Annotated in this window: 23 protein-coding genes and 1 riboswitch; of the genes, 17 read left to right on the top strand and 6 right to left on the bottom strand. The window is 72.3% G+C overall.

Annotated features, from left to right (window positions below; genetic code table 11):
* Nucleotides 1-19: 19 nt before the first annotated feature.
* Nucleotides 20-2,518: a tetratricopeptide repeat protein gene (locus FB467_RS03955; RefSeq protein WP_141783935.1), complete on the bottom strand. Its 2,499-nt coding sequence runs from the start codon at nt 2,516-2,518 to the stop codon at nt 20-22.
* A 490-nt stretch (nt 2,519-3,008) separates the two neighbouring features.
* On the opposite strand from FB467_RS03955, the gene lpdA reads away from it, so the two are divergent.
* The 6 genes from lpdA to FB467_RS03925 all read left to right on the top strand — a co-directional run bounded on the left by lpdA (nt 3,009) and on the right by FB467_RS03925 (nt 9,684).
* Nucleotides 3,009-4,409, top strand: coding sequence for a dihydrolipoyl dehydrogenase (gene lpdA, locus FB467_RS03950; RefSeq protein WP_141783934.1), 1,401 nt, complete (start codon nt 3,009-3,011; stop codon nt 4,407-4,409).
* 63 nt (nt 4,410-4,472) lie between these two features.
* A complete protein-coding gene (locus tag FB467_RS03945) occupies nt 4,473-4,955 on the top strand; it encodes a YqeB family protein (protein WP_141783933.1) in 483 nt (160 codons plus the stop codon).
* Nucleotides 4,956-4,987: 32 nt separating this feature from the next.
* Complete coding sequence (locus tag FB467_RS03940) at nt 4,988-6,055, top strand: Glu/Leu/Phe/Val dehydrogenase dimerization domain-containing protein (RefSeq protein ID WP_141783932.1); 1,068 nt, start codon at nt 4,988-4,990, stop codon at nt 6,053-6,055.
* Nucleotides 6,055-6,408 (top strand): nuclear transport factor 2 family protein, encoded by a 354-nt coding sequence (locus tag FB467_RS03935; protein ID WP_141783931.1) that lies wholly within the window; start codon nt 6,055-6,057, stop codon nt 6,406-6,408. Before FB467_RS03940 ends, FB467_RS03935 begins: the two co-directional genes overlap by 1 nt.
* A 9-nt stretch (nt 6,409-6,417) precedes the next feature.
* On the top strand, nt 6,418-7,620 hold the full coding sequence (locus FB467_RS03930) for a YbfB/YjiJ family MFS transporter (RefSeq protein WP_141783930.1): 1,203 nt from the start codon (nt 6,418-6,420) through the stop codon (nt 7,618-7,620).
* Between the two features lie 129 nt (nt 7,621-7,749).
* Entirely contained in the window at nt 7,750-9,684 is a 1,935-nt protein-coding gene (locus FB467_RS03925) for a beta-propeller domain-containing protein (protein WP_141783929.1), read from the top strand.
* Between the two features lie 365 nt (nt 9,685-10,049).
* Here FB467_RS03925 and FB467_RS03920 read toward each other — a convergent pair whose 3' ends face one another.
* Together FB467_RS03920 and FB467_RS03915 are read right to left on the bottom strand one after the other, a co-directional pair.
* The gene (locus FB467_RS03920; protein WP_141783928.1) at nt 10,050-10,742 is read right to left on the bottom strand and encodes a LuxR C-terminal-related transcriptional regulator; all 693 of its coding nucleotides are present in this window, start codon (nt 10,740-10,742) and stop codon (nt 10,050-10,052) included.
* The gene (locus FB467_RS03915) at nt 10,742-12,010 is read right to left on the bottom strand and encodes an ATP-binding protein (protein WP_228393435.1); all 1,269 of its coding nucleotides are present in this window, start codon (nt 12,008-12,010) and stop codon (nt 10,742-10,744) included. The genes FB467_RS03920 and FB467_RS03915 overlap by 1 nt, the downstream gene beginning before the upstream one ends.
* A gap of 125 nt (nt 12,011-12,135) precedes the next feature.
* Here FB467_RS03915 and FB467_RS03910 point away from each other — a divergent pair, with 125 nt between their 5' ends.
* On the top strand, nt 12,136-13,452 hold the full coding sequence (locus FB467_RS03910) for a PspC domain-containing protein (protein ID WP_141783927.1): 1,317 nt from the start codon (nt 12,136-12,138) through the stop codon (nt 13,450-13,452).
* A gap of 2 nt (nt 13,453-13,454) precedes the next feature.
* The gene (locus FB467_RS03905; protein WP_153390368.1) at nt 13,455-13,901 is read left to right on the top strand and encodes a hypothetical protein; all 447 of its coding nucleotides are present in this window, start codon (nt 13,455-13,457) and stop codon (nt 13,899-13,901) included.
* 25 nt (nt 13,902-13,926) lie between these two features.
* Here FB467_RS03905 and FB467_RS03900 read toward each other — a convergent pair whose 3' ends face one another.
* On the bottom strand, nt 13,927-15,057 hold the full coding sequence (locus FB467_RS03900) for a hypothetical protein (protein WP_141783925.1): 1,131 nt from the start codon (nt 15,055-15,057) through the stop codon (nt 13,927-13,929).
* A 143-nt stretch (nt 15,058-15,200) separates the two neighbouring features.
* Nucleotides 15,201-15,317, top strand: a riboswitch (SAM riboswitch).
* 290 nt (nt 15,318-15,607) lie between these two features.
* Between FB467_RS03900 and FB467_RS03895 the strand changes: the two genes are divergently transcribed.
* The 4 genes from FB467_RS03895 (at nt 15,608) to FB467_RS03880 (ending at nt 19,883) form a co-directional block, all read left to right on the top strand.
* Nucleotides 15,608-16,918, top strand: a complete 1,311-nt coding sequence (locus tag FB467_RS03895; protein ID WP_244932726.1) for a bifunctional o-acetylhomoserine/o-acetylserine sulfhydrylase — start codon at nt 15,608-15,610, stop codon at nt 16,916-16,918.
* Nucleotides 16,918-18,180, top strand: coding sequence for a homoserine O-acetyltransferase MetX (metX, locus tag FB467_RS03890; RefSeq protein ID WP_141783923.1), 1,263 nt, complete (start codon nt 16,918-16,920; stop codon nt 18,178-18,180). The genes FB467_RS03895 and metX overlap by 1 nt, the downstream gene beginning before the upstream one ends.
* 79 nt (nt 18,181-18,259) lie before the next feature.
* On the top strand, nt 18,260-18,721 hold the full coding sequence (locus FB467_RS03885) for an NfeD family protein (RefSeq protein WP_141783922.1): 462 nt from the start codon (nt 18,260-18,262) through the stop codon (nt 18,719-18,721).
* A gap of 25 nt (nt 18,722-18,746) precedes the next feature.
* On the top strand, nt 18,747-19,883 hold the full coding sequence (locus FB467_RS03880) for an SPFH domain-containing protein (RefSeq protein ID WP_141783921.1): 1,137 nt from the start codon (nt 18,747-18,749) through the stop codon (nt 19,881-19,883).
* A 35-nt stretch (nt 19,884-19,918) separates the two neighbouring features.
* Here the strand turns inward: FB467_RS03880 and FB467_RS03875 are convergent, their stop codons facing one another.
* Nucleotides 19,919-21,376, bottom strand: a complete 1,458-nt coding sequence (locus FB467_RS03875) for a hypothetical protein (RefSeq protein ID WP_141783920.1) — start codon at nt 21,374-21,376, stop codon at nt 19,919-19,921.
* 72 nt (nt 21,377-21,448) lie between these two features.
* Between FB467_RS03875 and FB467_RS03870 the strand changes: the two genes are divergently transcribed.
* On the top strand, nt 21,449-22,696 hold the full coding sequence (locus tag FB467_RS03870) for a carboxylate--amine ligase (protein ID WP_141783919.1): 1,248 nt from the start codon (nt 21,449-21,451) through the stop codon (nt 22,694-22,696).
* Nucleotides 22,697-22,730: 34 nt separating this feature from the next.
* Here the strand turns inward: FB467_RS03870 and FB467_RS03865 are convergent, their stop codons facing one another.
* The gene (locus FB467_RS03865) at nt 22,731-23,378 is read right to left on the bottom strand and encodes an IMPACT family protein (RefSeq protein WP_141783918.1); all 648 of its coding nucleotides are present in this window, start codon (nt 23,376-23,378) and stop codon (nt 22,731-22,733) included.
* Nucleotides 23,379-23,415: 37 nt separating this feature from the next.
* Between FB467_RS03865 and FB467_RS19255 the strand changes: the two genes are divergently transcribed.
* The 4 genes from FB467_RS19255 (at nt 23,416) to FB467_RS03845 (ending at nt 26,921) form a co-directional block, all read left to right on the top strand.
* Complete coding sequence (locus tag FB467_RS19255) at nt 23,416-24,060, top strand: copper resistance CopC family protein (RefSeq protein ID WP_194288355.1); 645 nt, start codon at nt 23,416-23,418, stop codon at nt 24,058-24,060.
* Between the two features lie 159 nt (nt 24,061-24,219).
* Entirely contained in the window at nt 24,220-24,426 is a 207-nt protein-coding gene (locus FB467_RS03855) for a DUF3073 domain-containing protein (protein WP_141783917.1), read from the top strand.
* An 80-nt stretch (nt 24,427-24,506) separates the two neighbouring features.
* A complete protein-coding gene (locus FB467_RS03850; protein ID WP_228393370.1) occupies nt 24,507-26,219 on the top strand; it encodes an ABC transporter ATP-binding protein in 1,713 nt (570 codons plus the stop codon).
* Between the two features lie 150 nt (nt 26,220-26,369).
* On the top strand, nt 26,370-26,921 hold the full coding sequence (locus FB467_RS03845; protein WP_141783915.1) for a hypothetical protein: 552 nt from the start codon (nt 26,370-26,372) through the stop codon (nt 26,919-26,921).
* Nucleotides 26,922-26,995 lie beyond the last annotated feature (74 nt).

The raw sequence follows: 26,995 nt of genomic DNA, 5'->3' as shown, positions 1-26,995 counted from the left end.
CTGTCAAGCGTGACGCGGGTCACACGATGTCGGTGACGGGGTCGGCGACCGCGTCCGACACGGCGGCCAACCCCTCCCGGGCCCGGGCCGTCTCGGTCGCCTCGGCGATCTCCTCGGCCACGGCCAACGCCTGCTCGTATGCCGTCCGCGCGCCCTCGAGATCCCCTCTCCCACGGTGCCCGTCGCCGATGTGGTTGAGCACGGAGGCGACCAGTTCGGGACTGTCCAGGGACCGCCCGGCGGCGAGCGCGGCCCGCCACTGCTGATCCGCCTCGTCCCGCCGCCCGAGGTGCTCGAGGACCACCCCGAGGTTGCTCCGGGCATAGCCGACGGACACCGGGTCGTCCGCCTCCTCGGACAGTTCCAGGGCGCGCTCGGCGGCGTCCAGTCCCTCCTGCGGCCGGCCGTGTTCGACCAGCAGGTAGGCCATGTTGCTCAGTGCGTTCCGCTCGCGCTCGGCCCAGCCGTGCCGGGCGGCGAGCTCGGCCGACTCCTCCAGCAGGGCCAGACCCTCCGCCCTCCGGTCGTCCCGGATCAGCGCCACCGCCAGGTTGCTCAGCGCGATCGCCAGGCGTTCCCCCGGCTCCTCGCTCGTCCGCAACCGTGCGACGAGCCGGCGGAAGGTGTCGATCGCTCCGGCCTGGTCCCCGATGGCGCTGGCCAGGATCGCCAGCGAGGACAGCGTGGACTGCTCGCCGCCCGGGTGCCCGGCCGTCTGGAACAGGCGCAGGGCCTGGTCCAGATGCGGTCGGGCCGGCTCGAACCGGCCCGCGCGCAGCAGCGTGTTGCCGGTGTTCCGGTGGGCCAGCGCCTCCCCGGGCGCGTCGTCGAGCGCGGCGGCCGAGGCGATGGCGGCGCGGTGCACCTCCAGGGTGGTCTCGACGTCGCCGCGCTGCCACAGGTCGTGCGCCAGGACGGCCGCGAACCGGACCGCGGGCAGGTCCACCCGGTGCCGCGAGGCCCATCCCGCACAGGCCAGCAGGTTGACCCGCTCGGCGTCCAGCCAGTCCCGGGCCTCGCCCACCTCCCACGGCGTCAGCTCGGCACGGTCGACCCACCCCCAGTCGTCGACCGCCTGCGGGTGGAGGGCGGCCACGGCCTCCGTCGCCTGCTCGAGGTACCGGTCGCACAGCCGCCGTGTCGCCCGGTTCCGCGTGGACGGGGCGTCCTCCTCCACCGAGCGGGCTGCAGCGAACGTGCGCACGAGGTCGTGCAGTTCCCAGCGGTCGCGACCGGTCTCCCGGAGCAGGCTCGCCGCGACGAGGCGATCGAGCGCCGGCCGGAGTCCGTCGGTGGTCGCGTCTCCGCTGTCGGGCGTGCTGCCGGTGGGCGCGGTGTCGGTGAGCGCGGCGACGGCATCCGCGCCGAAGGTCTGTCCCGGGTGCCGGGCGCAGGCGCGCAGCACGTGCCGGTCGCCCTCCGCGAGCGCGGCATACGAGACCCCGAGGGCGACCTCCACACCGTCGTCCAGTTGCAGCCGGTCCAACCGCTCCCGGTAGGACGCGAGGTGGTCACCCAGCGGCCAGTCGGGACGGGCCGCGACCCGGCGGCCCATCAGGGACAGCGCGAGCGGGAGGTAGCCCGCCAGGCGGGCCAGCCCCTCCACCGCGGCGTCGTCGGGCAGCGGCTGGCCGGCCGCCGCGATCAGCACCTCCCGCGCCCCGGCGGGGTCGAGGGCGCCGAGCTGGAGCCGGCGCACGCCCCGGTCCAGACCGGGCAGCTGTTGCCGGGTCGTGACGAGGGCCCGGCTCGGACCGCCGGGCGGGGGCAGCAGGGGCGCCACCTGGTCCGCGGTGGCGGCGTTGTCCAGGATCAGCACCACCGGCTCCCGGGCGAGCAGGGCCTGCAACGCGGCGAACCGCTGCCCGGCCACCGGCACCTCCCCCGGGGACAGCGCCCGCAACAACGCGTCCGCGACGGAGTCCGGGTCCACCGGTTGCCGGTCGGCGGAGAAGCCGCGCAGGTTGACCAGGACGGGGTCGGGGGCGCCCAGCCGCGCACTCAGGTCGTGCGCAGCCCGGACCGCCAGCGAGGTCTTCCCGGCGCCCGGCATACCGTCCAGCACGACCGCGCCCACCCCGGAACCGTCCAGCAGCCGGGCCAGCTCCGCCAGCGCCCTCTCCCTGCCGACGAAGGCCTCCGGGGGCGCCGGGTGCAGCACGGCCTCGGCCTGCACCGGGCCCGCACCGGGCATCAGCACCCTACGGATCGCCTGGCGCCACACCGCCTGCGCCTCCCGGTCCGCCCCCAGCACCGCCACCAGGCTGATCACCAGGTCGGAGTCCAACCGACGCCGCCCCTCCCGGAAGCAGTCGTAGACGGTCACCCGCCCTGGCGTGGCCTCGCTCGGCGGGACACCCCGGGCCAGCCGCGCCTGCGCGACCCGCTTGGCCAGCGTGGCGTAGGACGGGTTGCCGGCCCAGCCGCGCAACCCCCGCAGCGCGGCGACGAGGTCGTCGATGGAGGTGGCGGCCAGCGGGACGGGGGCCCGGTCGGTGACCGGGGACGACGAGGTCATGCTTCCCACCCACTCCCAGCTGGAGGCTCCGGGCAGCAGCATAGGCGACCCGGCCCCCGGTGCTGCCCCCCTGCGGCAGCACCGGACCCGGTGGTACGACGCCCATCTCGACCTCCTCCAGTGACCCGGACGCACCGCTGCCGGGACCGGTGTGGTCCCGACAGCGGTGCGCCGGAGGCCGCACGGGCCTCACGCTCCGGGCGAGGCTGCGCACCGGCGCTGCCACTCCTCCGGCTCGCGGCGGTTGCCGCTGGACCGGGGGCGTGACTCCCCAAGAACGCGTCCGGTGCCTCGACACCCGACCCGGTGCTGACTCCGGGACCCGGGTGCCGCCCTCGCTCGGGAGATGTAGACACGCCGCACTGCGCGTCGTCCCCACAGTCTGGGCCGCCCCGGGGACACCGGCGAACGATCCCGAACGTTCCCGGACGGGCCGAACACGCTCGACCCGCACCTGACGCGGGTTCCGTCCGGACGGCATACTGTCGCCATGGCCGATCACTTTGACGTCGTTGTCCTCGGAGCCGGACCCGGCGGGTACGTTGCGGCGATCCGCGCGTCCCAGCTGGGCAAGAAGGTCGCAGTCGTGGAGAAGAAGTACTGGGGTGGTGTCTGTCTCAACGTCGGCTGTATCCCGTCCAAGGCCCTGCTGAAGAACGCCGAGCTGGCGCACACGCTGCACCACGAGAAGGCCAAGTACGGCATCGAGGGCGAGGCCACGATGTCCTTCGGCCCGACCCACAAGCGCAGCCGGGACGTGTCCGCCGGGATCGTCAAGGGCGTCCACTTCCTGATGAAGAAGAACAAGATCACCGAGGTCGACGGCTGGGGCACGCTGACCTCGCCGACCTCGATGACCGTCGAGCTCAACGACGGCGGCTCCCAGGAACTGACCTACGACCACCTGATCCTGGCCACCGGCGCGACCACCCGGATGATCCCGGGCGTGCAGGTCAGCGACAACGTGGTGACCTACGAGGAGCAGATCCTCGACGCCGACCTGCCGGGGTCCATCATCATCGCCGGGTCCGGGGCGATCGGTGTCGAGTTCGCCTACGTGCTGGCCAACTTCGGCGTCGACGTGACGATCGTGGAGTTCCTGGACCGGATGGTGCCCACCGAGGACGCCGAGGTCTCCAAGGAGCTGGCCAAGCACTACAAGAAGCTCGGTGTGAAGGTGCTGACCTCCACCAAGGTGGAGTCCGTCGAGGACACCGGCAGCGGCGTCAAGGTCACCGTCTCCCCGGCCTCCGGCGGGGACTCCCAGGTGCTCGAGGCCGACCGCCTGCTCTCGGCGATCGGCTTCGCGCCGCGCCTGGAGGGGTACGGCCTGGACGCGATCGGGGTCGAGACGACCGAGCGCGGCGCCATCAAGGTCGACAGCCGCGGCCGCACCAACGTCGACGGGGTCTACGCGATCGGCGACGTCACCGGCAAGCTGATGCTGGCGCACACGGCGGAGGCCATGGGCATCGTCGCCGCCGAGACCCTCGCGGGCGAGGAGACCCAGGAGATCGACTTCGACTTCATCCCGCGCGCGACCTACTGCCACCCGCAGATCGCCTCGATGGGCTACTCCGAGGAGCAGGCCAAGGAGAAGGGCTACCAGGTCAAGGTCGCCAAGTTCCCGTTCTCGGCCAACGGCAAGGCGATGGGTCTGGGTGCCGGTGTCGGGTTCGCCAAGATCGTGGCCGACGCCGAGCACAACGAGATCATCGGTGCGCACATCATCGGCCCGGACGCCACCGAGCTGCTGCCGATCCTGAACGCTGCGCAGACCTGGGACCTGACCGCGGACGAGCTGTCCCGCGTCGTCTTCGCCCACCCGACGCTGGGCGAGGCCGTCAAGGAGGCGCTGCACGGCATCGCCGGCCACATGATCAACCTCTGACCTGCACGGCATCGTCGCGGTCGGGTCAGCCGTCCGCGACGCTGTCCGTGGTGGAATGAGGCCATGGGGACAGCACCGACACGACTGGGGTTCGATCGAGGCGCCCACCTGATGGTGGTCGGAGGCTTCGGGCTCGCGGGCCTGGTCCTCGGACTGGTGATCCGTCCGTTGGCGGGATGGGTGGCCGGACTTCCGTGGGCACCCTTCCAGGGCCCGCTGGAGCTCATCGCCTCGGCCGACCAGCCCTGGGCCGCGTGGGTGGTCCCGCTCGCCGGCCTCGCCCTCGGCGCGGTCTTCGGCCTCTACGTCATCCACGACTCCCCCGTGCTGCACATCGACGCCGCGCAGATCCGGGTCGAGCAGAAGGGTCAGCAGCGCACCATCCGGCGGGAGCAGGTCGCGACGGTGTACCGGGACGGCAGCTCCGTGGTGATGGAGACCGAGCATGGCAGGACCCTGTTCAAGGGGGACGTCGAGGGCGGCAAGGCGGTCGTGCGTCGTGCCTTCCTCGACCACGGCTACCCGTGGGACGCAGAGCCCGACTGACCCGGCCGGACCGCGTGTGATGGGATGCCGATATGGGCAGCCAACGCACGAACCCCGGACAGGCGGACCCCGAGTTGTTCGCCTCCGAGCAGGTGATCACCTGCCGGGACGACACGGTCGGCCTCCGGGCAGTGATCGCGATCGACGACACCACCCTGGGCCCCGGGTTCGGCGGCACCCGGTGGCGCTGGTATCCCTCACCCGCGGCCGCCGTGGTGGAGGCCCAACGCCTGGCGGCGGCGATGACCCTCAAGCACGCCCTCGCCAACCTGCCCTACGGCGGCGCCAAGTCCGTCATCATGGCCACCGGCGACCTGCCGCTCCAGGGTGCCGAACGGGAGGCCGTGCTGGCCCGGTTCGGTGACTTCGTGGCCCGGACCGCCGGCAGCTACGTCCCCGGCGTCGACATGGGCACCACCCCGCAGGACATGCGCCTCATCGAGTCCCGCGGCGCCAGGGCGTTCTGCGACGAGGTCGACCCGGGCCCGTACACCGCGCGCGGGGTCTACGCGGCCATGCGGGCCGGTGTGCGGCACGCCCTGGGCCGCGACATGGACGGGGTGCGGGTGACCGTGCAGGGCACCGGTCACGTCGGCGCCAGCCTGGCCCGGCAGGCGGCCGCGGACGGCGCGGTCGTGGCGGTCGCCGACATCGACGCAGCCAGGGCGGACGCCCTCGCCGAGGAACTCGGGAGCGGCAGCACCGTGGTCGACCCCGCGGAGGCGCCGTTCACCGACTGCGACGTCTTCGCCCCGTGCGCGATCGCCCGCGTCCTCACGGTCGACAACGTCGGGAAGGTCCGCGCCCGGGTGGTCGCGGGCGCCGCCAACGACACCCTGGACTCCCCGGAGGCCGGGGCTGCGCTGCGCGCCGCCGGGGTGACGGTCGTGCCGGACTTCGTGGCGAACGCCGGCGGCGTCATCCAGGTGCACGCCGGGATCGCCGGCTGGTCCGACATACAGCTCAGCACCGCCCTGGAGGAGATCGGCGACCGGGTCACCGACATCCTCGCCGAGGCGGAGGACCGCGACCTGACCCCGGAGGATGCCGCCCGAGACCGTGCGGCCCGCCGCCTCGCCACCGCACGAGAGGACCACTGATGGACCTGGCCGAACGCACCCGCCACTACTACGCGACCGTCGACGCCAACGACGTCGAGGGCGTCCTCGACTGGTTCGCCGACGACGCCGTCTACCACCGTCCCGGCTACGAACCGATGGTCGGTCGTGCCGCCCTGGCCGAGTTCTACGGTGGCGAACGGGTGATCGCCGAGGGTCGGCATACGTTGGACGAGCTCGTGGTGGACGGCTCCTCCGTGGCCGTCCGCGGCAGCTTCACCGGGCGCCTGAAGGACGGGACGGAGCGCACCCTCGGTTTCGCCGACTTCATCGACTACGACCAGCACGGTCGGGCCCGTGAGCGGCGAACGTACTTCGCCGTGAGCGGTGTCTGAACCGTCCGGATGACGACGGGTCCGACACGGCAGGAGGGTCACGGCAGCACGGCCGTGGCCCTCGGCCTGTCCGCCGGGCCGCTGATCGCGCTCGGCCTGGCCCGGTTCGCCTACGCCATGCTGCTGCCCTCCATGCGGGAGGAGCTGGCGTGGAGCTACGCGCAGGCCGGCGCGATGAACACCTCCAACGCGGCCGGCTACCTCCTGGGGGCCGTGATCGCCGCGCCGCTCGCCCGGCGCCTCGGCTCCCGGCGGGTGTTCCTGTGGGGGGTGTGGACCACGACGGTCGCGATCGCCCTCACCGCCGCCAGCGACTGGTATGCCGTGCTGCTGCTCGTGCGCCTGGCCGCCGGGTTCGGCGGGGGGCTGGCCTTCGTCATCGGCGGCGGGCTGGTCGCCGAGGCCAGCCACCGGGCCACCCGCGGCCGTGCCGCCCTCATGCTGGGCGTCTACTACGGCGGCGTCGGGGCCGGCATCGCCCTGGCCGGGGTGCTGGTCCCGTGGGTGCTGTCTGCGACGGGGGGCACGGGGTGGCGCCAGGGCTGGCTGGTGCTGGGCGTCCTTTCCCTGCTCGCCTCCCTCCTGGCCACGGTCAGTGCGCGCGGCGTGCGTGACCCCGCCCCCGCGTCCCCCGGCGCGGCCCGGTGGGACCGGGGCGCCATCGGCTGGGTCGTCGCCGCCTACACCTGCTTCGGGCTGGGGTACATCGCCTACCTCACCTTCATGACCGCCTTCCTCGCCGACAGCGGGATGAGCGGTCCGCTGATCGCGGGCTTCTGGGTGCTGGTGGGGGTCGCCGCGTGGCTCTCGCCCGGCTGGGGCCCGGTCTTCGGCCGGGTCGGCGGCGCCCGGGGCATGGCGGTGGTGCTGTCCGTGCTCACCGTCGGGACGGTGCTGCCGGTCTTCGTCGGCGGGACGGCCGCGGCCTACCTGTCCGGCGTCCTGGTCGGTGGCACCTTCCTGGCCTGCGTGACCGCCATCAGCATCAGCGTCCGCGAGACGCTGCCGCAGCCGCACTGGACGGCCGGTCTGGGCTTCGCGACGGTGGCCTTCGGGCTGGGCCAGACCGTCGGCCCGTCGCTCACCGGGTGGGTCTCGGACCGCACCCACGACCTCGGCTCCGGGCTGCTCCTGTCCGGCGCGATCCTGGTCCTCGGGATCGTGCTGGCCCTGGTGCATCACCGTCGGGCGACGCCCCAGAGCGCCGCCTGACACCTTCCTCGAGCCACCTCCCGCAGCCCGCCGCAGACCGGTCGGAAACGGAGCCGAACCGGTGGGAACCGGAGCACCGTGACCCGCGTCATACCGAGGTCAGCACCGGCACTCACCGTGGAGCCCGCCATGCGCCTTCGCCCAGCCCTCGCGTCACTGACCGTCGTCCCCCTGCTGCTGGCCGGCTGCTCGGCCGCGCCGCAGCTCACCACGAGAGTGCTGGGCGGTGCCCTGCTGACCCCGTTCACCGACTGCACGGACCTGCTCGGCTACTTCCAGGACAACGCCTCGGACCTGGTCGGCCCCTACGGGTTCGGGGGCGGCGTCGGGTACGGCGACGACGCGTTGGCCGCCTCCGCCGACGGGGCCGAGGAGGCCGGGGGCTTCCAGGAGTCGGCCGTCGCGCTCAGCAGCGGCGAGGATTACTCGGGCACCAACAACCAGGAAGTCGGGGTGGACGAGGCCGACACGGTCAAGACCGACGGGGAGATCATCGTGACCTCGCTGGACGGCACCGTCCGGGTCGTCGACGTGGACAGTGGCGACCTGCTGTCCACCATCCCGGTGCCGGGCAGGAACTCCTACGCCGGCGAACTGCTCCTGCACGGCGACGACCTGCTCGTGCTGTCCGGCCAGTGGTCCGACTGGTACCAGGGCCACGCTGAGGACACGATGCCCGCCTTCCCGTCCACCCGGACCGTGGTCACCCGGATCGACCTGTCCGACCCGGCTGCGCCCGAGGTCCGGGGCTCGATCCGGCTGGAGGGCGACTACCGGTCGGCCCGGATGATCGACGGCTCGGTGCGGATGGTGATGGTGACCCCACCGCAGGGGTTGGCCCTGAACTACCCCCGGACCGGGTCGATGGCCTCGGAAGCGGCAGCCGAGGAGGCCAACCGGGCGATCATCGCCAGGAGCACCATCGAGGACTGGGTGCCCCACCTGCAGGTGCTGGACGCCACGGGCGCCGTGCAAGAAACCCGCCCCGTGCTCGACTGCGCGGACATCTCGAGCCCGCGGCAGTTCAGCGGCCTCTCGACCCTGTCGGTCCTGACCTTCGACCTCACCACCGACGCCCTCGAGCCCACCACGGGCACCGGACTCGTGGCCTCGGGCCAGACCGTCTACGCCTCCCACGACCGCCTCGTCGTCGCCACCAGCCCCTGGGACCTCTGGTCGATGGGCTGGGCGACCGACCTGGCCGAGCCCCCCGAGAGCGCCACCGACCTGCACACCTTCGACATCAGCGACCCCGCCGCGACCGACTACGTCGCCTCGGGGACGGTGCAGGGCTGGCTGCTGAACCAGTTCGCCCTCGACGAGCAGGACGGCACCATCCGGGTGGCGACCACCACCGGGGACACCTGGGGGCAGTCGCCGGACTCCGAGTCCGCCCTGATTGTGCTCCGGGAGGAGGGCAACGAACTGGTCGAGACCGGCCGGGTCGACGGGCTCGGCAAGACCGAGCAGATCCACGCGGTGCGCTACCTGTCCGCGGACCTGGCCGCCGTGGTCACCTTCCGCCAGGTCGACCCGCTCTACCTGGTGGACACCTCCGACCCCACGGCTCCCGCGCTGTTGGGCGAGCTCAAGATCCCCGGCTATTCGGCATACCTGCACCCGGTCGGGGAGGACCTGCTCCTCGGGGTCGGGCAGGGCGCCGACGTCGAGACCGGCGCGACCGAGGGGCTGCAGGTCTCGTTGTTCGACATCGCCGACCCCTCGGACCCGCAACGGGTAGGCCTGCTGTCCTGGGCGGACACCTACTCCCCGATCGAGTGGGACCACCGGGCCTTCCTCTTCTGGCCCGCCACGGGTCAGGTCTTCCTTCCGGCCAACAGTTGGGCCGAGGACGAGAAGGAGAACTTCGGCGGCGTGCTCACCGGCACCATCGACGGGTCCGTCCTCACCGAGGGGCCCCGGGCCACGACCGCGAAGGGCAGTTGGGGCGAGGGCCCCGCCCGGGTCCTGGTCGTCGGCGACCAACTCTTCGCCGTCGACTACGAGGGCCTCTCCCGGTTCGACCTGGCGACCATGGAGGGTGGCCGGATCACCAACTGGTGACGCGCCCCCGGCCCCTGGCGCTGACTGGCTGGTGACCGCTCCGGTCCCTGGCGCAGACCGTGTACTGACGCGCTCCCGGCCACTGGCGCCGGCTGTGGGGAAACTTTTGGGGCCCATAGCCCCCACTTGTTTCCACACCAACCCCGCACGCGGGCGGCGGCTGCGACCGGACCCGGGTCAACACCTTGGCGTAGCGGACCCAGGCTCGGAGCAAGACTGAGGGTGAGCGGAGTCTGAGGCCGGCGGTCCCGGGTCGGACACAACTCGCGTGGAAACTTGTGGGGCCTATAGCCCCCATTTGGTTCCACACAAATCCTGCGCCTTGGCTCGAGGGGCGCCGGGACAGCGGCAAAGCGGCCCCAGCTTCAGAGCAGGCGCCGGCCCATCGCCCAGGCGGTCAGCTCGTGCCGCGAGGACAGCTGGAGCTTGCGCAGCACGGAGGAGACGTGGGTCTCCACGGTCTTCACCGAGATGAAGAGCTCCTTGGCGACCTCCTTGTACTGGTAGCCGCGCGCGATGAGCCGCATCACCTCGCGCTCCCGCGCGCTGAGCCGGTCCAGCTCCTCGTCGACCTCCGCGATCTCACCGGCCGCGGCGCCGAACGCGTCGAGCACGAAGCCCGCCAGCCGTGGGCTGAACACCGCGTCCCCGTCGGCCACGCGTCCGATCGCACCCGCCAGCTCGGTGCCGCTGATCGTCTTGGTCACGTACCCACGGGCGCCGGCCCGAATGACCGCGATGACGTCCTCGGCGGCGTCGGACACCGACAGTGCCAGGAAGCGCACCGGCCCACCGGACTCGCTCAGCGCCCCGGGACAGCCGGTGATCACGTCGCTACCGCCCTTGCCGTTGCCGCCTGGCAGGTGGACGTCGAGCAGCACCACGTCGGGCCGGGTCTGGGTGATCACGGAGACGGCCGAGTCGACGTTGCCGGCCTCGCCGACGACCTCCAGCGGGCGCCCGCCGCCGGTCACGCCCGCCTCCCCGAGCTCGGCCTTCACCCCCGAGCGGAACATGTGGTGGTCGTCGACCAGGACGAGCCGGATCGGTGCGGTCATCAGGGTGCTCCTTCGTCGCTCTGCGTATGGGGACTCGCACCGGGCAGGGTCAGGCTCACCTCGGTGCCGTGGTCCAGTCTCCGGATCCGGGCCGTGCCGCCGTGCCGCTGCATCCGGCCCAGGATGGACTCCCGGACCCCGAGCCGGTCGGGCGACACCGCCTCCGGGTCGAAGCCGGGCCCGTGGTCGCGCACGAAGGCCTCCACCCCGGACGGCCCGACCTCGACGTAGGCGGAGACCGGTGGGGCGCCGTGCCGTACTGCGTTGGTCATCGCCTCGCGCAGCGCGCTGACCAGGGCGTTTCCGGTCTGGTCGAGGTCACGGTCGCCGGTCACCACGACCTCGATCGGCACGCCGTGCAGGTCCTCGACCTCGTGGCCAACGGCGGTGATGGCCGAGGCGAGGCTGCTGTCGCTGCCAGAGGGTCCGGCATACAGCCAGTTGCGCAGCTCCCGTTCCTGGGCCCGGGCCAACCGGTTGACCTGGGCCGGGTCGTCCGCGCGGCGCTGGATCAGCGCCAGCGTCTGGAGCACCGAGTCGTGCAGGTGGGCGGCGATGTCGGCCCGCTCTGTCGCACGGATCCGCTCGGTCTGCTCCCGGCGCAGGTCGCGCCACAGCCGCATGGCGTAGGGGGCGACGATGAGGGTCACCCCGACCAGGACGACGAGCACCGCGACGGCCATGTCCCACAGTTCGCCCAGGCCCTGGTCGCGGCTCACCACCATGATCAGCCCGACGACGGCGATGGCCACCCCGATCGCGAGCCGGGTGACCGCCTGGTTCCGCTGCGGGCCTTCACCGGGCACCCAGCGACGACGCGTCGCCTCGTCCAGCTGGGACCAGGCGAACACCGCGCCGAGGGCCACCACCAGGAACGGGATGGTGAGGTCCAGCCGCAGGTTCACCCCCAGGCCCTGCAACCCGAACACGGCGCCGGTGACGATCAGCGCCACCCCGATGAACAGCACCCAGAGCGCGGAGTCCGGGACCCGCAGGCGGTCCCCCAACCAGCCGGTCGGGCCACCCTGCGCGGCTTCCTCCCCCGTCTCCCGGCCCGGTCGCTCCCCGGGGTCCTCGGCGACAGTGGCCCACAGCACGCCATACACGAGGAAGCCCAGGCCCCCGGCGAACGCCAGCAGGACGAAGCCCACCCGCAGCGCGTTCGGGTGCAGCCCGAGGTGCTCGGCCAGTCCCGCGCAGACACCCGCCAGCTCGCGCCCGTGCACGGCGCGCCGCAGCGGCGGGCGGGGATGGTCGATGGTCTGCACCCCTCCATCCTGTCCCACCGTGGGCGCTGGTCCCACCGTGATCGACCGAACTCAGGGTGCGGCCAGGGTCCGGTCAGGGTCGCCCCTCATGGCGAGGGTCGGCCCGCAACCGGCACCGTGGGGGTATGACGAACACACCTGGGGGCCAGGGGCACCACCCCGGCACCGACTCCTTCTTCGACGCGTTGCGCCGGATCGACCTGCGCCGCGACCCCGACGCCTGGATCGGGGGTGTGGCCGCCGGGACCGCGCGACGTTTCGGGCTGGACCCGCTGGTGATCCGGATCGCTTTCGTGGTGGCGGCACTGATCTTCGGCTTCGGCGTCGCGCTCTACCTCTGGGCCTGGCTGCTGGTGCCGGACCGGTCCGAGCGCACCCACCTGGAGCAGGGCCTCCGGGAGGGCCGCGGGGAGTCCATCCTGCTGCTGGTGGTCACCACCTTCGCCACGATCGGGATCCTGCCCTGGTGGGGCGGTCCCGGTGGCTGGTGGGGCGGCGGCTGGTGGTTCGCCTCCGTGGTGCTCACGGTCGCCGTCGTGATCGGCGTCGTCATGCTGCTGCGCTCGACCGGGGTGCTCGACGGGTCCGACCCGAACCGTGGCGGCACGTTCCGGCACGAGACCACCGGTGCAGGCTGGACCGGCTCGCAGCAGACCGGTCCGGGCTGGGCGGGCTCCCAGGACACCGGTCCGGGCTGGGCGGGTGCCGTGGGCGCCCCCGACGGACCCCGGCCGCCCCGGCGCGGCACCGCAACCCCGCCGCGGCCACCCCGGCAGCCCGCACCACCGCGTCCGATCCGCGAGCGCCGCAAGACGGCCGGCGCCACGACGGGACTCATCGCGACCGGACTGGCCATGCTCACCTTCGGCGGCCTGCTGTGGGCGGGGGCGCAGTACGACCTGCCCGGCAACACCCTGGCGCTCGCCTGCGCAGGGGCTCTGGCAGTGCTGGCCGTGGTCGTCCTGGGGCTCGGGGCCGCCGGACGCCACAGCGGGTGGGTCGGGTTCCTGGCCCTGGTCAGCCTGGTCGGGACGGTCGCCTTCGCCCCGCTGCCGGACGACTACCAGGTCTCGACCCGGGTCGGCCAGGACACCTGGCGACCGACCAGCGTCACGGCGGGCGAGCAGTTCGCCCTCGGTGCGGGCGAGGGCATCCTCGACCTCACCGGGCTGGACCCGGACGCGGTCGACGGAGAGACGATCCGGGCCGATGTGAACGTCGGCCACCTGCGCATCCAACTGCCCGAGGACCTGACCGTCCGGATCGAGGCCGGCTCCGGCATCGGGACGGTCAACCTGAGCGGCCCGCCCTTCCAGGACCAGGGGTTCTCGGTCACCGGCGGGCTCAACGTCAACGAGGACCTCGTCGTCGGCGACGGTCCGGTGGATCTCGTGATCGACGCCCAGGTGGGCATCGGCCAGGTCACGGTGGAGAGGAACTGAGGATGATGAACGACGACAACCAGCTCCGACCGCACGCGGAGACCCCGGACTTCCCGGTCGAGCGCACCGAGATCCCGGAGTGGCGACAGGTCGCCGCCGATGACGACCGGACCCGGGAGGTGCCCGGGCCTCCCGCGGCCGAGGAACCCACCGATGGCTGGGCGTCCTCCGGCTCGGGCGGCAGGGACCACCCGGGAGCCACGACCGACGCCGACCCGACGCCCCCACCCCCGCAGCCGGAGCGGATCCCGGCACCCACCGGGCCGGCCTGGGGCACCGTGGCCTTCGGAGTCGTCTGTCTGGCGGTGGCCGCCGGCGCGCTCACCCTGCAGTTCGTGGACATCACCGTGGACTGGAGGTATGCCGCACCCCTCGCCTTCGCGGGGGTGGGCGCCCTCCTGGTGCTGGTGGGCCTGGTCGGGCTGGCCGGTCGTCGCAGTCAGGAATGAACCCTCCGACCGGGCTCACCCCCGGTCATCCCCCGGGGGTGAGACCGGTCGGCTCCTCCATGGGCGGCACCTCGTTGCAGACCCCGACCGGCAACAACCCGGTGAGCGTCAGGGTGGCCGCCCCGCCCGGCGCGGCGACCGGATAGGTCAGCTCGCCCACCCCGTCGGCGAACCCGACGGGCGGGGGCGGCTCCACCACGAACCCGTCGGCGAACGTGATCGACTCCACCAGTGGCCAGTCCGCCGCCAGGTCGGCCCGGGCGCCCAGGTCGACCATCGCCGCCTCCTCGGTCACCCCCTCGGGGTAGGCCAGCCGGACCGTGGCCGACCGGCCGGTGAAGGCCACCGCGATCCCCTCGACCCGGAGCAGGCCTGGCACGTCGTGGTCCGCCACGACCTCGTCCTGGTCCTCCTCGGTGGCATCCACCCCGAGCGCCTCGTGGAACGGGATGCAGCCACGGCGCAGGTAGAGCGACTCGGCATCCGTCCCGGCCAGCCTGACCACCGCAGGGTCTGCGGCGATCGTGGCATCCCCACCGGTCGCACCCCCCGACACCACCACCGACTCCTCCTGCTCCAGGTGCGCGCCGGCCAGCGGTCCCACGCCGTCGGCCACCGCCCGCTCGACGCCGTCCGGGTCCAGGTCGGGCCGGAGCCCGAGGGCCAGGCCCGGGGCGTCCCCCGTCCAGCGCGCCTCCCAGTCGACGTCGTCCTGGGTGAAGCCGTACCGCAGCATGAACCGGGAGTTCTCCTCGCGCAGCGCGCCGTCCGTCAGCAGGACGGTGCTCTGCGACACCTGCCCCCAGAACTCGATCCGGTCGGTCATCAACCACTCCGAGGTCATCTCGGGCACGCCGAGGCGCTCGCGGATGGCGTCGAAGTCGGTGATCGTCACGTGGGTCGCGGTGTCCGGCACCAGGAACAGCACCGCGCCGGACGGTGTGCCGGACCGGGCGGGAGCCGTTCCGGTCGTCCGGGTCGCGTCCTGCGACCGGGACTCGTCCCCCGGCCCGGACGCCCCGGCCGCGTCGGACCCGCTGCCCACGGCGACGCCGGTGGCCTCCTCCCGGTCGTCCGACGGTCCCTGTCCGGCGCAGGCTGTGACCGAGACCACGACCAGGGCCGACACTGCGGCGAGGCGGGGGCGAAGCGGCATGGAACGACAGTAGCCCTCCGGCCACCGCCGAAGCACCACGCCGCCACACCAGTCGTTACCGAAGCATCTTCAGTCACGACCGGTTGATGGCCCCGATGAGCGCATTGACTTCGCGGGATTGTGTGGGGTTATATGTGTCCCAAGGTCATGAGTTCCAGCTTCGAGCCCCGGCTTGCTGGACGGCAACCCTCCACTCGCGGTGGGGTGCCCCGGGTGATGACCTGGCGGGACGCCATACGGCGTTCTCGCAAGCGCGGGCCACTCACCCGAGAGGCCCAGAGACGCTGACGAAGGAGCGCCGCTGTGACCTGTCGAATGTGTAGCCGCTAAGCCCGGCACGCAGACCCCTGCCCCCACCCCACCGCCGCTCGGCCCGTCGGCCGTCCCCCGGCACGGGCGGGGTTACCCGTATGCCGTCGGGCGCCGTGGCGCAGCCCGCCCTGCCGATGCGCCGCCGGCTCCCGCACCACCGTCCCCACGCACACATCCCCACGAATATCCCCACCACCATCCCCACGGATGCATCCCCACGAATCAGGAGACACCGACCATGACCTGGTCCTTCGCCACCCGCCAGATCCACGCCGGACAGACCCCGGACGCCGCCACCGGCGCCCGCGCACTGCCGATCTACCAGACGACCTCCTTCGTCTTCGACGACGCCGACGAGGCGGCGGCCCGGTTCGCCCTCCAGGACCTCGGCCCCATCTACACCCGGATCGGCAACCCGACCAACGAGACCGTCGAGGCGCGGATCGCCGACCTCGAGGGCGGGGTGGGCGCCCTGCTGCTCGCCTCCGGCATGTCGGCCACCACCCTGGCGATCCTCAACGTCGCCCAGGCCGGTGACCACGTCGTCGCGTCCCCGAGCCTCTACGGCGGCACCCAGAACCTGTTCGCCCACACCCTGCCCAAGCTCGGGGTCGAGGTGAGCTTCGTGGAGGACCCGACCGACGCCGAGTCGTGGGCCGCCGCCGCCAACGACCGCACCAAGGTGTTCTTCGCCGAGTCGCTGGCCAACCCCAGCAGCCAGGTGCTGGACACGGCCGCGGTGGCCGACGTGGCGCACCGCATCGGGGTGCCCCTCATCGTGGACAACACCATCCCGACGCCCTTCCTCACCCGTCCGATCGAGCACGGCGCGGACATCGTGGTGCACTCGGCGACGAAGTACCTGGGCGGCCACGGCACCGCGATCGGCGGCGTGATTGTGGACTCCGGCAACTTCGACTACGCGCAGCACGCGGAGCGCTTCCCCGGGTTCAACACCCCGGACGAGAGCTACCACGGGCTGGTCTTCGCCCGCGACCTCGGGGTGGGCAGCCCGCTCGGGGCCAACCTGGCCTACATCCTCAAGGCACGGGTGCAGCTGCTGCGCGACCTCGGGCCGGCCATCGCACCGTTCAACGCCTTCCTGATCGCCCAGGGGCTGGAGACGCTCTCGCTGCGGATCGAGCGCCACGTCGCGAACGCCAAGCACGTGGCGAACTGGCTGCTGGACCACGACCAGGTGGAGTCGGTCTCCTACGCGGGGCTGCCGGGCCACCCCTCCTACGAGTTGGCCCAGCGCTACCTGCCCGGCGGGGCCGGCGCGGTCCTGGCCTTCGAGATCCAGGGCGGCCTCGAGGCCGGCAAGCGGTTCGTGTCGGCGCTGGAGCTGCACTCCAACGTGGCCAACATCGGTGACGTCCGCTCGCTGGTCATCCACCCGGCCTCGACGACCCACCAGCAGCTGACCGAGGAGGCCCAGCGCGCGGCCGGGGTCACCCCGGGCCTGGTCCGCCTGGCCGTCGGGCTGGAGCACATCGACGACATCCTCGCGGACCTCGAGCTCGGGTTCGTGGCGGCCAAGGGGGCCTGATGCCGGTCGGGCTGTCCACCGGGACCCGGCGACGCTCACGCGTCGTCGGCGACCTCACCCTGGAGTCGGGGCAGACGCTGCCCGACGTCCGCCTCGCGTACGAGTCGTGGGGACGTCTGAACGAGGCGGGCGACAACGCGGTGCTGGTGCTGCACGCACTCACCGGCGACTCCCACGTCGAGGGTGACACCGGACCGGACAGCCCGACCGCGGGGTGGTGGCCCGGCCTGATCGGGCCGGGCCGCCCCCTCGACACCGACCGCTACTTCGTCATCGCACCGAACGTCCTCGGCGGCTGCCGGGGCAGCACCGGGCCCTCCTCCCCGGGACAGGACGGTCGGCCGTGGGGTTCGCTCTTCCCCCGGCTGACCGTCCGGGACCAGGTCCGGGCCGAGGCGCTGCTCGCCGACCGCCTCGGCATCCGCAGCTTCGCCGCCGTGGTCGGCGGGTCGATGGGTGGGATGCGCGCCCTGGAGTGGGCGGTCACCTTCCCCGGCCGGGTGAAGCGCTGCCTGCCGATCGCGACCGGGGCCGTCGCTACTGCCGACCAGATCGCCTGGGCCACACCGCAGCTGTATGCGATCCGCGCCGATCCGGCGTTCCACGGCGGCGACTACTACCCCGGCCCGGGTCCGCGCGCCGGCCTGGAGGTCGCCCGCCAGATCGCGCACGCCACCTACCGCAGCGGCGGGGAGATGGGTGAGCGCTTCGGCAACCAGCCCCAGCGGGGTGAGGACCCGGCACACGGCGGACGGTATGCCGTGCAGTCCTACCTGCAGCACCACGGCCGCAAGCTGGTCCGACGGTTCGACGCGAACACCTACCTGCACCTGACCGAGGTGATGAACGGTCACGACATCGGCCGCGACCGGGGCGGGGTGGACGCCGCCCTGCGCCGGATCACCGCCGACCTGACCGTCGCCGTGGTCGACAGCGACCGGCTCTTCACCCCCGAGGACGGCGCGCTGATCGCTACCGCCCCCGCGTGCCGGGGCCTGGCCACCATCCACTCGCCATACGGCCACGACGGCTTCCTGATCGAGACCGACCAGGTCTTCGCGATCATCGCCGACGCGCTGGCGGACCGGCCGGTCCGCGACCATGGCGGATTCTCCGACCGGGCACCGGCGCACGGCACCACGCCGACGCAGGGCAGGGCGCCGGTCACCCGGGACGCCGGCCAAGCTCCGTCCCGCCTCCAGCGGGCCCGCCCGGCGGTCTCCGCCGAGGAGTCCGTCTTCAGCGGTGGCGGCCTCTGGTAGACCGGTCCCCGGTCGTCCGCCACTCCTGTCCCACCCGCCTCGTCCCCTACCATGGGGCAACGACGGGCGGAGGTGCGCGATGGAGTTCTTGCGGGAGACGCAGTGGCTCTGGTGGGCCGGGGCGGCGCTGGCACTGGGGCTCATCGAGATCGCCTCCCTGGACCTGGTGTTCAGCATGCTCGCCCTGGCGGCGGTGGCGGCAGCGGTCGCGGCCTACTTCGGTCTCGGCTTCGTCGGCCAGGTCTTCGTCTTCATCATCACCGCCCTCGCCCTGCTCGCCCTGCTCCGGCCGCTCGCACTGCGCAAGCTCAAGCCACCGGGAGAGGGACAGCTCACCAACACCGCGGCCCACGTGGGGCGCACGGCGGTCGTCCTGAGCGAGGTGACCGACACCTCCGGTCTGGTGAAGCTCGCCGGTGAGGAGTGGACCGCCCGCACCGAGTCCGGCCCCGCGATCCCCCTGGGTGCCCGGGTGGCCGTCGTCCGCATCGAGGGCGCCACCGCCGTCGTCGCCCTCGTCCCGGCCGATCCGTCGCCCTAGTCCCACCGACCAGGAGGTCATCAGCATGCCCAACCCCGCAGACATCGCCCTGTACGTCGTTCTCCTGCTGCTGCTGATCTTCGTGGCCGTGGCGATCTCGCGCGCCATCAAAATCGTGCCCCAGGCCACCGCGCTCATCGTGGAGCGGCTCGGCCGCTACCACCGCACCCTCGAACCCGGACTGCACTTCCTGATCCCGTTCATGGACCGGGTCCGCAAGCACATCGACCTGCGGGAGCAGGTCGTCTCCTTCCCGCCGCAGCCGGTGATCACCAGCGACAACCTGGTGGTCAGCATCGACACCGTCATCTACTTCCAGCCGACCGACCCCAAGGCGGCCACCTACGAGATCGCCGACTACATCCAGGGTGTCGAGCAACTCACCGTCACCACGCTGCGCAACGTGGTGGGTTCGCTGGACCTGGAGCAGACGTTGACCAGCCGCGACCAGATCAACGGGCAGCTGCGCGGGGTGCTCGACGACGCCACCGGCCGCTGGGGCATCCGGGTCAACCGGGTGGAGCTGAAGGCCATCGACCCGCCGCCCAGCGTGCAGGACTCGATGGAGAAGCAGATGCGGGCCGAGCGCGACCGGCGCGCCACGATCCTGAACGCCGAGGGCGTCAAGCAGTCCCAGATCCTGACCGCCGAGGGCGAGAAGCAGGCTGCGATCCTGCGCGCCGAGGGGTCGGCACAGTCGGCGATCCTGGAGGCCCAGGGCGAGGCCCGGGCCATCCTCCAGGTGTTCGACGCCATCCACAAGGGCAACCCGGACAGCAAGCTGCTGGCCTACCAGTACCTCCAGATGCTGCCGCAGATCGCCCAGGGAGACGCCAACACCCTGTGGGTGGTCCCGACCGAGCTGACCCAGGCCCTGCAGGGCATCGGGTCCGCACTCGGCGCCCCCGGCTCACCGGGCCACGCCCACCTCGACGCCGCCGCGGGGGCGATGCAGGAGGGCGCCGGCACCGGCGACGGGGACGGGCTCGGCTCGGTGGACCTGGAGGACCCGGGCGAGGCCCTGCGCCGGGCCCGGGAGGAGGCCGCCGGGGCCAGCCGGGAGGCCGCCGAGTCCACCCGCACCTCCCGGCGCGGGGTGGCAGGTCCGCGCCCGGGCGGCGGCCGCACCGACCCCGAGCAGGGCCACGCCGACTCCGAGTAGGGCAGCACCGCCCCCGCGAAGGGCCGCCCGGCCCGTCAGTCGCCGGACCCCACGTCGGGGTACCGGTCGGCCACCCAGGCCGTCCAACCGTCCACGAACTCCGCCGACCCGGTGCCGAGCTGCTCATGCAGCGCGTCGTCGATGGCGCCGTCCCAGTCGTCCCACAGGGCGATCTGGTGCAACCGGTCCCCGAGGGCGACGGTGGTCTCGTAGCCGTAGGTCTCCTCCACGTAGCGGAAGACCATGGCGGAGGCGGCATAGTTGCGGTCGATATCCATCGGGCCCTCGCCCTCGAAGGCCAGCCACAGCGAGGGCGGCAGCTCGGTGGGCAGCCCGGCGCCCTTGAGGAGCACGCCGTACCACCACTCCAGGTCCTCGGCGGGCTCGTCCGCGGCGGCGACCTCGAACCAGCCGGCGAAGCCCTCCGACACCCACTTCGGGGGGTTGGCCTCCAGGTGCCGCAGCAGCATCGCCAGGTGCATCCCCTCGTGGCGCAACAGCGGGGACCCGCCCGCGACGTCCTCCCCGTAGTTGTCCAGCTCGTCCGCGGTGTACTCCAGGTCCAGCACCAGGCGCACCGTCAGGTCGTCGGTCGGGTCGAGGTCCGCCAGGCCGTCGTACTGTCCGACCTCACGGATCCCGGTCACCGGCATCGCGAAGCCGGCGAGCTCGTTGACCTCCCCCTCCCCGAAGAGGGTCGCCACCCGTTCGGCCGAGGTCAGCGTGACCACCATCCGGTCCACGCCGTCGACCGGCACCTCCGACAGCGTCTCGGCGGCGGCCAGGTCAAGGCTCGGCAGGAGTTCCCGGACCAACTCCCGCTGCTCGGGGTCGGTCAGCACCACCAGGTGGTCGCTCTCGAGGACCTCCACCGGCCCCACGTCCCACAGCTGCGGGTAGTCCCCCTGGTCCGGGTCGCCCGCCAGGTCGTTGATCCGCAGCCCCCCGTCGTCCTCGGACCGCTCGAGCCCGACGTCGTAGAGCTCGACCGAGGGGACCGGGTCCGCGCCCGACACCTGGTGCCGGAAACCGAAGCGCACCCGCTCCTCGGAGGACCACTCCCCGTCCGCGCCGACCTCGGCGCCGTCGGGACCGAGCCAGAGGGTCGGGTGCATCTCCCGCACCTCCATCGGCACGGCCTGCACGGCGGTGAACCACTGCCGCTGCCGTTCGGTCTGTTCGTCGTCGAGGGCGAAGTAGGACAGCCAGTGCTCCACGTCCCCGGACTCCAGGGCGTCGGTGAGCCGGGCGCCGAAGGCCTGCAGGTCCTCGTCGGTCAGTTCGTCCCCCGCGGGCACGAACGGGTCCGGCACCGGGCCGGGCGGCCGGACGGGTGCACCGCCCTGGGACGGAGCACCCTCGGCGCCCGTCGTGTCGCGGGGCGCGGCTGGAGTGAGCGTCGGCGGTGCCCCTGTCGCGCACCCGCCGAGGGCGAGGAGCGAGGCCAGCAGCGCCCCGACAAGACCCCTGCGAGATCCCCCCGAGCCCGTCATGTGGTCAGAATACGCCGCCACGATCGGTACGCTCGGATCTCGCCCCCTGTTGCCCACGCCCCCTGGAGCACCATGAACCAGTCATCCCCCGACCCCGGCTTCGACGTCGTCCTGCTCGGCACCGACATCGGCATCTACGCCCTGGCCCGCGCCTTCCACGAGCGCTACGGCATCCGCAGCACCGTGATCACCCGGGTCGTCGGCGGACCGATCGCCAACTCCAACATCCTGGACATCGTCGACCTGGGGCACGCGGGGGGCCGCGCCGAGAACCTCGCGGCCCTGGAACGGATCGGCAAGGAGCGCAAGGCGCGCGGCCGGACCACCCTCCTGCTCGCCAACGCCGACACGTTCAGCCGGATGCTGAGCGAGCAGGCGGACTGGTTGCGGCAGTGGTATGTCGTGCCCGCGGTCGACGCCCAGGTGCTCGACACGATCGCCGACAAGATCGAGTTCGCCCGCCTCTGCGAGGAACTCGACATCCCGACCCCCCGCACCCTCGTGGCCGACTTCACCGACGCGGACTCCGCGGGATGGACGCCGCCGGAGGTGGACCTGGCCTTCCCGGTCGTGGCCAAGGCCGCCGTCGGCGCCCGGTACGAGGGACTGTCCTTCGAGGGGATGCAGAAGATCTACAAGGTCGACACCCCGGACGACCTGACCACCATCCTCAACCGGGTGCGTGAGGCCGGCTTCCGGGACCGGTTCGTCGTCCAGGAGTTGATCCCCGGGGACGACACCGCGATGCGGTCCATCACGGCATACATCGACCAGTCGGGGAAGGCCACCCTGCTGGCCACCGCCCAGGTCCTGCTGCAGGAGCACACCCCGCTCGCGCTCGGGAACCCCGCCGCGATGGTGACCACCCCCTTCCCCGAGCTGATGGAGCAGGCGGAGCGGCTGCTCACCCACGTGGGCTACCGGGGCTTCGCCAACTTCGACGTCAAGCTGGACCCCCGGGACGGCGTGATGAAGTTCTTCGAGGTGAACCCGCGGATCGGGCGGAACAACTACTACGTCACCGCGGCCGGCGCCAACGTCGCGGAGTTCATCGTCACCGACCTGATCGAGAACGCGCCGCACGAGAAGGTCGTGGTGCGCAACGAGGTCCTCTACAGCGTGCTGCCGATCCCGCTGGTCAAGCGGTACCTGTCCGGCGCGGACCTGGCGCTGCTCAAGCGGGTCGCCAAGAAGGGTGTCTTCCACCCGCTGAAGTACCCGGACTCGCTGTGGCGCAAGGCATACCGGCTGACCGCCATGGCCAACTACGTCCGCAAGTACCGCCGCTACTACTGGCAGCCGACCGACACCGGCTTCTGAGCGGGCGACCGGCCGCTCCGGTCGCGAGGATCGTTCAGGTCCCGGACCCGGCGTCGAGGTCCACCCAGCGGGCGCTCCCCCAGGCGACCTCGCCCTGCCCGCCCGTGCCGCGGGCGACCAGCTGGGTGAACTCCTCCTCCCGGTTCGCCGGGACGGCGAGCTCGAGGGTGACGCGCGCGGCATACCGGACGTCGGCGACCACGACACCCTCGGACCGCAGCTCGTGCTCCAGGCGCCCGGCCTCGGCGTGGTCCACGTCGAGGCGGGCGACCCGGCGCAGCTCCCGCTCGAGTGGGACGGCCCCGTCCAGGGCGGCCCGGACCGCCTCGGAGTAGGCGCGGACCAGGCCGCCGGTGCCGAGCAGGGTGCCGCCGAACCACCGGGTGACCACCGCGACCACGTCGCTCAGGCCGCCGTGCCGGAGCACCTCGAGCATGGGCAGGCCGGCCGTCCCCGACGGCTCACCGTCGTCACTGGACCGGGCGACCTCGCCGGCGGGACCGAGCAGGAAGGCCGAGCAATGGTGGCGGGCGTCCCAGTGGGTCTGGCGTGCCTCCTGGACCACCGCCCTCGCGGCGGCCTCGTCGTCCGCGCGGCGCAGCCAGCACTCGAAGACCGACCTGCGGTCCTCGACTGAGGCGACGACCGGCGCGGCGAGCGTCGCGTAGCGGGTCAGGGGCACCGAGTCAGCCTACGGTGCGGCTGCCTACAGTAGGGGCGTGACCACCTTCGCCCCCGCGCTCCGGCCGATGCGGGTTGGGGCCTTCGGGTTCCTGCTGGCCCTCCTGCTGACCCTGATCACCGCCGCCCCGGGACTGGCCCACGACTCGTTGACCGACAGCTCGCCGGCCGACGGTGACAGCGGCCCGCCCCCGACCGAGCTGGTGCTCACCTTCAGCGGCGAGATCGCCTCCGTGGGAGCCGCCGTCGAGGCCACCGGGCCCGACGGGGTCGTCTCGGAGGGCGCCCCCGAGGTGGAGGGGTTCACGGTGACCCAGCCCCTGGCGGCCGACCTCCCGGCCGGCGACTACCAGGTGGCGTGGCGGGTGACCTCCTCCGACGGGCACCCCATCTCCGGTGAGTACACCTTCACCGTGGAGGTCCCGGCCGACGACACGGAGAGCACGGAGGAGGCCAACCAGACGACTGCGCCACCCGCCGGCGACGACGACGCCACCGACCCCGCCGACACCGCGACCGCTGACAACGAGACCGGTGACACCGAGACGGCCGCCCCGGACGCTGCGGACACCACCGACCAGGAGGACTCCGGTGGTATGCCGGTCTGGACCTGGGCGGTCATCGTGGTGGCCCTGCTGGGGCTGGGTGCCGTCGTGGTCAGGGTCGTCCGCAACTCCCGCTGACCCCGCCCTGACCGGTCCGGATACACGCCCAGCGCCCGGCTGATGTACCGTAGGGGTACGAGAACACACGATTCCCGGGCCGACTCCGCGGTCTGGATCGGTACGCCGTGCCGACCCGGATGCGATGTCGCCCCGGCAGACGCATGAGGGGGTCACGCCATGGGGCGCGGCCGGGCCAAAGCCAAGCAGACGAAGGTCGCCCGGAGACTGAAGTACTACTCTCCGGACACCGACCTCACCGCACTCGAACGGGAGTTGCGTTCCGAGTCCAACGGACACGGTGCAGCACCCGACACCGTGGGTGTCGATGACGCCGAGGACGTAGGCGACGACGACTACGACACCTGGGCTCCCGACGAGCGTTGAGCGCCGCCGGGAGCACTGAGGAGCGTTCCGGTCACCCACTGACCCAACTGTGGGGCAGATACCGCCAGTACCGCCGCCGGGTGGTCCTGGCGTTTCTGCTGTCCACGATCCGCAAGATCATGGACGTGGTGCCCGAGCTGCTGATCGGTGCCGCCATCGACGTCGTGGTGCGGGGCGCCGACTCCTTCGTGGCCGGCGCGCTCGGGGTGGAGAGCCGCCAGGAGCAGCTGATCTGGCTCGCGGTGATCAACGCCGTGGTCTGGATCCTGGAGTCGACCGCCGACTACCTCGCGGCCCTCACCTGGCGCAACCTGGCGCAGCAGGTCGAGCACGACATGCGGTTGGAGGCCTACGGCCACGTCCAGGGCCTGGACATGGCCTGGCACGAGTCCCGCCCCACCGGCTCCACGCTGGCCGTCCTGAACGACGACATCAACCAGCTCGAACGGTTCCTGGACACGGGGGTCGACAAGCTGTACCAGGTGGCGCTCAACGTGCTCCTGGTCGGTGCCGTCTTCGCCCTCACCTCGGTGACCCTGACCGTGCTGGCATTCCTGCCGATCCCGGTGATCGTGGTCGGCTCGATGTGGTTCCAGCGCCGGCTGCAGCACCGCTACGCCCGGGTCAGGGCGACCGTGGCGACCATCTCCGGCCTGGTGAGCGCCAACCTCGGCGGCATGTCGACGATCAAGACGTTCACGGCCGAGTCCCGCGAGCTGGAGCGGGTCCGCGCCGCGTCCGAGGACTACAAGCAGGCCAACGCCGAGGCGATCCGGGCCTCCTCGGCCTTCGTCCCGCTGATCCGGATGGCGATCCTGACCGGCTTCACCACCACGCTGCTGCTCGGCGGGTTCTATGCCCTGGACGGGCGCCTCGAGGTCGGTCTGTACTCGGTGCTGGTCTTCATGACCCAGCGGCTGCTGTGGCCGCTCACCTCGATCGGCGAGGTGCTCGACCTCTACCAGCGGGCGATGGCCTCGGTCCGTCGCATCCTGCACCTGCTGGACGAGCGGCCGGTGACGGTCCCCGGCGACGTGGCGCTGCCCGCGGTCCGGGGTGAACTCGAGCTGGCCGGGGTGCGCGCGGGATACGGCGACGGTCCGGACGTGCTGCGCCAGCTCGACCTGCACATCCCCGCCGGCGAGGTGCACGCGATCGTGGGCCCCACCGGTGCCGGGAAGTCGACCGTCCTCCGGATGCTGCTGCGGTTCGCCGACCCCCGCGAGGGTGCGGTCCGCCTCGACGGGGTGGACCTGCGGGAGCTCCAGTGGGAGACGTTGCGCGGACGGATCGGCTACGTCGCCCAGGACGTCTTCCTGTTCGAGGGGTCCGTCGCGGACAACATCGCCTACGGGGCGCCCGACGCCTCCCGGGACCAGATCGTCCGGGCCGCCCAACAGGCCGCTGCCGAGGAGTTCATCCAGCAGATGCCCGACGGCTACGACACCCACGTGGGTGAGCGCGGCGTCACCCTGTCCGGCGGCCAGCGCCAACGGCTGGCCCTGGCCCGGGCCATCCTGCGGGACCCGGCCGTGCTGATCCTCGACGAGGCCACCTCTGCGGTGGACAACGAGACCGAGGCCGCGATCCAACGGTCGCTGGCGGAGGTGACCGTCGGGCGCACCACCGTGGTCGTGGCCCACCGCCTGTCGACAGTGCGGCACGCCGACCGGATCTGGGTGCTGGAGGCGGGCCGGGTGGCCGAGGCCGGCACCCACGACGAACTGGTCGCCCGCGGTGGCAGCTACGCGGACCTCTGGGCCGTCCAGACCGGCCTCGCCGTCCCCGACTGAGTCATCTCCCGGCGACGTCGCCGCCCGACCGATCCACCGGTCACCCACGCCCGTCAAAACCGTGGTGACCCGGCCGTCGCTGGGTTAGGCTCGTCACCCACCGGCGATACCGTGCCGGCGGACGGTCCGGGGCACGTCACGGGGAGCGGAGTGGGAGCAGCCATCGAGGAGACAGAGCGGGAGTTCCGTCCGGCACAGCCGGGTCGGTGGCGGCCGAGGTGGATGCCACCGGGCTGGACCGTGCTGGTGTTGCTCGCCGGACTGATCTTCGCCTGGTCCTACTACGACTCCCGGATCAAGGTGCCGCTCGCAGACATCTCGATCGACACGTGGGTGTGCTCCGAGGACATCACCCCCGGCGAGCCGTGGAACGCCTATCTGCGGGCGGGGTGCACCCCTGGTGAGGTGGACGTCGACGTCTCGGTCTTCCACCTTGCCCAGGGTCGGCCGCCCGTGTCGCACTCCGGCAGCCGCATCATCATGGACCGGATCCCCATCAAGTCCATTGAGCTCAGTTATCAGGTCGACACCGCGGTCCCGCGGCAGACCGTGCTCCAGGGTGACTACAACTCCGGCGGCCCGATGGTGGTCGGGGAGCTCAACAACGACCGGGCAGCGCAGAGGTTCACCGGCCCGTTCCGGCCCGACGGCGGCACCCGGTTCATCCTGCTCTTCGGCCCCGAGGGGGCTCCGGCGGACTGACCCCCGCCGCGGACGGCCGGACGGACATACCGGTCGCGACCCCCGACCGATGGGTCTACCGTCGAAAGGTGGGG

Origin of the sequence: Ornithinicoccus hortensis (assembly GCF_006716185.1) — a bacterium.
GTDB lineage: Bacteria > Actinomycetota > Actinomycetes > Actinomycetales > Dermatophilaceae > Ornithinicoccus > Ornithinicoccus hortensis.
The sequence above is the reverse complement of the archived record's forward strand: the minus strand, read 5'-3'. Positions and strand labels throughout refer to the sequence as shown.